The organism is Acidibrevibacterium sp. (genome assembly GCF_049965395.1).
GTDB classification, from domain to species: Bacteria; Pseudomonadota; Alphaproteobacteria; order Acetobacterales; family Acetobacteraceae; genus Acidibrevibacterium; species Acidibrevibacterium fodinaquatile.
This window is the reverse complement of the sequence record NZ_JBMFWJ010000082.1, coordinates 1-5,272: the sequence shown is the minus strand read 5'-3', so window position 1 is coordinate 5,272 and position 5,272 is coordinate 1. Positions and strand designations below refer to the sequence as shown.

5 protein-coding genes are annotated in these 5,272 nt (G+C 59.9%); all 5 read left to right on the top strand.

Annotated features, from left to right (window positions below):
* Positions 1-885: LLM class flavin-dependent oxidoreductase (locus ACP5M5_RS14190; protein ID WP_427938425.1), on the top strand; the 885-nt coding region annotated here is incomplete at its 5' end.
* Positions 882-1,673, top strand: a complete 792-nt coding sequence (locus tag ACP5M5_RS14185; protein ID WP_427938423.1) for an alpha/beta fold hydrolase — start codon at positions 882-884, stop codon at positions 1,671-1,673. The genes ACP5M5_RS14190 and ACP5M5_RS14185, both read left to right, overlap by 4 nt.
* Positions 1,674-1,829: 156 nt before the next feature.
* Positions 1,830-3,911 (top strand): elongation factor G, encoded by a 2,082-nt coding sequence (gene fusA / locus ACP5M5_RS14180; protein ID WP_427938421.1) that lies wholly within the window; start codon positions 1,830-1,832, stop codon positions 3,909-3,911.
* Between the two features lie 13 nt (positions 3,912-3,924).
* The gene (locus tag ACP5M5_RS14175) at positions 3,925-4,242 is read left to right on the top strand and encodes a hypothetical protein (RefSeq protein ID WP_427938419.1); all 318 of its coding nucleotides are present in this window, start codon (positions 3,925-3,927) and stop codon (positions 4,240-4,242) included.
* A 98-nt stretch (positions 4,243-4,340) separates the two neighbouring features.
* Positions 4,341-5,272: hypothetical protein (locus ACP5M5_RS14170; RefSeq protein ID WP_427938417.1), on the top strand; the 932-nt coding region annotated here is incomplete at its 3' end.

Here is a 5,272-nt window from a genome sequence, read left to right as displayed (position 1 = left end):
GTCGGCACCTCGATGGACACCAATTACTGCTATGGCCAGATCCCGGCGCTCACGCGCGAGAAATACGCCGAGGCGCATGAGCTGATCATGCGCGCTTGGCGTGAGCCCGAGCCCTTTGCCTTCAATGGGCGCTACACCAAGCTCCGCTACGTCAATCTCTGGCCGCGGCCGCTGCAAAAACCCCATCCGCCGATCCACATTCCTGGCGGCGGCTCGGTCGAGACCTATGATTTCTGCATCGACAACACCTATTCTTATTCTTACTTGAGCTTTTCTGGCTATTTGCGCGCCCGCGCCCTGATGGAGGGCTATTGGGAGCGGGTGGCGCAACGCAACACGCCGGATTCCTCGCCCTATCGCGCCGGCTTCGCGCAGACCATTTGCGTCGCCGAAACCGATGCCGAGGCCGAGCGGCTCTATGCCGAGCACGTGCTCTATTTCTATAATCGCTGCCTGCATATTTTCCCCGGCTTCGCCGACGCCCCGGGCTATCGCACGATCAAGACCATCCAATCCGGGGCGCTCGCGCAATACGGCGCCCGGTTCCGCTATCAGCCGATGACCTGGAAGGAGTTGATCGAGGGCGGCCATGTCATCGCCGGCAGCCCGGAGACGGTGCGCCAGCGCATGGAGGATCTGATCCGTGGGCTACGTGTTGGCAATATTTTCTGTCTTCTCCATGTCGGGAATATGCCGAACGAAAAAACCATGTATTCAACGCGGTTGTTCGCCGAGCGGGTCATGCCGGCTTTGCGCGGGATGTGGCCGGATTATGCCGGGGATGACCGATTTTGGTGCCACCCTCTGGAAAATCCGGTAATGCCGGCGCCACTTGCCCGCGGCTTTGTGGCGGCATCGACGCGCGGCGCGGAGGTTTCGCGATGATCACCGAACGCACGATCACCCTCCGCGACCGCCGCGTCGCCGTTCTCGAAGGCGGCGTTGGCCGCGATCTGGTGTTTCTCCACGGCGCCGGCGGGCTCACCGCCGATGACCCGCTGCTTCGCCATCTCGCCGCGCGCTATCGCGTGCATGCGCCGCTGCTCCCCGGCTTCGGTGCGAGCGAGGACGCCCCAGAACTGCGCGAGATGCTGGATGTCACGCTGCACGGGTTCGATGTCATCGATGCGCTCGGCCTCGCGCGACCGCTTCTGGTCGGGCATTCGATGGGCGGAATGATCGCCGCCGAAATGGCCGCGATCGCGCCGCGCGAGATCGAAGACCTGGCGCTCATCGCCCCGGCCGGCCTGTGGCGCGACGAGCATCCGATCGCCGATCTCTTCGCGATGCTGCCGCATCAATTGCCGGCGCTGTTGTTCCATGATGTCGCGCTCGGCGAACGGCTGCTGACCGGCGGGCTCAACCTCGAAGACCCGCAATTCCTGATCGGCTTTCTGGTGCGCAACGCCCGCCAGCTCGGCATGGCTGGCAAATTGCTGTTTCCCATCCCCGATCGTGGCCTTGCCGACCGGCTTTACCGCATCCGCGCCCGCACGCTCCTGATCTGGGGCGAGAGTGATCGGCTGATCCCGCCGGTCTATGCCGATGCTTTCGCCGCTGGTCTCACCGCTGCGGCGGCGCTGCACCGGGTGCTGATCCCCGCCTGCGGTCATCTGGTCGGCGCGGAACGGCCGGAAGCGGTGCTGACGGCGCTGGCACAGGCGGGTTTCTGATCGCCCCGGCTTGCCAAACCGGCGTCCGGCCGCCATATCGGCGCGGGCCGGATCGGAAAAGGCTGGGCAAACGGGTTCCGATCGGCTATACATCGAAGGAGATCGGGCGCGCGGGGCAGGGGCCTCGCCGCGCCCGTTGTGGTATGGAGGCCGCTCGTGTCTGAAACGCCGCTTGAAAAGATCCGCAATATCGGGATCACCGCGCATATCGACGCGGGCAAAACCACCACCACCGAGCGCATCCTCTATTACACCGGGGTTTCGCACAAAATCGGCGAGGTGCATGACGGCAACACCACGACCGATTACATGGAGCAGGAGCGCGAGCGCGGCATCACCATCACCTCCGCCGCGGTGACGTGTGAGTGGAAAAACCACCGCATCAACATCATCGACACCCCCGGCCATATCGATTTCAACATCGAGGTCAACCGCTCGCTGCGGGTGCTCGATGGCGCGGTGTTCATCATCGAGGGCGTCGCCGGCGTGCAGCCGCAATCGGAGACCAATTGGCGGCTTGCCGACCGCTATAACGTCCCGCGCATCATCTTCATCAACAAGCTCGACCGCACCGGCGCTGACTTCTATCGCGCCTTCGATACCCTCAAGGAAAAGCTCGACATCGTCGCGTTGCCGCTGCAACTCCCGATTGGCACCGAGGATCAATTCGTCGGCGTCGTCGATCTCGTCGAGATGAAGGCAATCATCTGGGAGGGCGGCGAGCTTGGCGCGAAATATCATGACGCCCCGATCCCCGCTGACCTCATCGAGAAAGCCAAGGAACATCGCCAAACGCTGCTCGATACCGCGCTCTCGGTCGATGACGCGGCGATGGAGGAGTATTTCGAGTCTGGCGACGTCGCGGTGGAAACCCTCAAGCGCTGCATCAAGGCCGGCACCATCAGCGGCGCCTTCCGCCCGGTGCTGTGCGGCACCGCCTTCAAGAATAAGGGGGTGCAGCCACTGCTCGACGCCGTGCTCGATTATCTCCCCTCACCGGTCGATGTCCCCGGCATCAAGGTCGCCGCCGAGGAAGGAGAGGACGAACATGCCGAGCGTCGCCGCATCAAGGCCGACCCCAATGCGCCTTTCGCCGGCCTCGCCTTCAAGATCATCAACGATAAATACGGCACCCTGACCTTCGTGCGGGTTTATGCCGGAACCCTCCGCTCGGGCGATACCGTGCTCAACACCACCCGCGGGCACAAGGAACGCATCGGCCGGATGTTCCAGATGCACGCCGACAAGCGCGCCGAGATCAAGGAGGTTTCCGCCGGCGACATCGCCGCCTTCGTCGGACTCAAGGACACCATGACCGGCGATACTCTCGCCGCCGCGAACGACCCGGTGGTGCTCGAGCGCATGGCCTTCCCGGTGCCGGTGATCGACATCTCGGTCGAACCGCGGACCAAAGAATCGGTCGAGAAAATGACCATCGGGTTGCAAAAGCTCGCCGGCGAAGACCCCTCGCTGCGTTTGCGAACCGATCAGGAGAGCGGCCAGACCATTCTTTCCGGCATGGGCGAGCTGCATCTCGAAATCATCATCGACCGGCTGAAGCGCGAATATGGCGTTGAGGCCAATATCGGCGCGCCGCAGGTCGCCTATCGCGAAACCATCACCCGCGCGCACACGGAAACCTACACCCACAAGAAGCAAACCGGCGGCTCGGGCCAGTTCGCCGAGGTCAAGATGATTTTTGAGCCGCTGGAGCGCAACGGCGGCGTCGTCTTCGAGAACAAGGTGGTCGGCGGCGCGGTGCCGCGCGAATACATTCCGGCGGTCGAAAAAGGCATCCGCGTGCAGGCCGAAACCGGGGTGCTGGCCGGGTTCCCGACCGTCGATTTCAAATACACCCTCGTCGATGGCAAGTATCATGACGTCGATTCGAGTGCGTTGGCCTTCGAAATCGCCGCCAAGGCCTGTTTCCGCGAGGGGATGAAAAAGGCGAGCCCGATCATCCTCGAGCCGATCATGGATGTCGAGATCACGACGCCGCAGGACCATGTCGGCGACGTGGTCGGCGATATCAACCGCCGCCGCGGCATGATCCAGAACCAGGAAAGCTCGGGCTCAACGATCATCGTCCGCGCCCATGTTCCCTTGAAGGAAATGTTCGGCTATATTTCGGACCTTCGCAGCATGACCAAGGGGCGCGCATCCTTCACCATGCAGTTCCACCATTACGATCCCGTGCCACGCAACATCGCGGACGAGATCATGGCCAAAAGCGCCTGATGGCGGGCATCTAATGCCAACGCCCCGTCTGCACTGGATGCGGGGGCGGCGCGACGAGGAGGGCGGGCAGGCCCGCACCCTCGAATGGATCGGGTGTGACGACGCGGGCGAGACCATTGCCCGCGTCGTTCGTTTACAGGGGCCGCTTCATGCCGGCTGGCGGCTCTATCAGGCCGTCGCCCTCGATACCGAGGCCCGCATCGTGCAACTCCGGCCCGCTCCCCCGGCCGGTGCGGACTGGCTTGCCTATATCGGCGGCCAAGTCGTCGGCCGCGCCGCCCTCCCCCTCCAAGCCGTCCGCACCGCCGAGGCAGCACTCGGGGCGGGGTGAAGAAGGCAAGGCTTGAGGTTGGGGAAAGAATCTTCTTTTTCTGAAGAAAAAGAAGCAAAAAGACTTTTCTCCATTTTGATTACAGCGGGATTCCTCGGATGCCGAGCAACGAGGTCAACGAACAAGGACGCTTCTGGCTCGCGGGCACGCCCATCGGCGAAGGGCGCCCGTTTCCAACGGACGCCGAGGATGGGACACTGACCATTGATGAGAATGGCAGAATCACGCTTCATCGTCGGCCTATTACAAGAAATAATCCAAGCAAACTAAAAATAAATAAAGAGCATGACGTCATAATTGGGTACTTACCTCAAAGTGATAGATATGTTTATATCACAGGATTCGATTTTTTTCATTGGCTACGTCCAGTTCAAGCAAAAATTTGTTTGATATGTCACGATTTATTGCCTGATTTACCAAAAATTGATAGCGAAGCCAACATCGAGATCGCGTTGGACGGATTCGAGTATTGGCTTGGATTGCCGTTCCCGCGATATGAATGCCGCGAGGATGGCACGGTCGCGCTCATTGGCAGACCAATGCAATATCATAATTTTACAAAGATTGGATTAAATTACGATATCACAATTGAAAAGGATTGGATAGGTGAAGTTTCCCGCGCGAAAGGAGTGATGGCCGCGTCCGGGAAAATCCTTCTTAAGCCACACTCCGCCACGACGCTGCCGGAGTTGGCAAAGACGATTCATATGCTGGAGGAATTTCTACTTCTTCTTACAGACCGGCATCGCAGCCTCGCTTGGCCGAGAATCAAACGGCAAAAACAAGATTTTGTATTTTATTATCTTTCCAAATCAAAACGTGGGCAATCAGAAATCGATCATTTGGCTTGCTCCATATGCTTTCCCTCAATTACAGAAAAATTTTGCGAAATTATTAACAACTGGTACGGGCAAAATGATATTTTGACATTGGCTTGCCAATTTTACTTGGCTACACGCCGTTTATCAAATATCCCCCTGGAGCTAAAATTCGTCTCTTTGGTGTGGGCATTGGAGGCGATGAGCCGGAA

Coding starts and splice junctions, on each gene's coding strand:
- ACP5M5_RS14185 (WP_427938423.1), top strand. CDS start 882: ATGATCACCGAACGCACGATCACCCTCCGCGACCGCCGCGTCGCCGTT.
- ACP5M5_RS14175 (WP_427938419.1), top strand. CDS start 3,925: ATGCCAACGCCCCGTCTGCACTGGATGCGGGGGCGGCGCGACGAGGAG.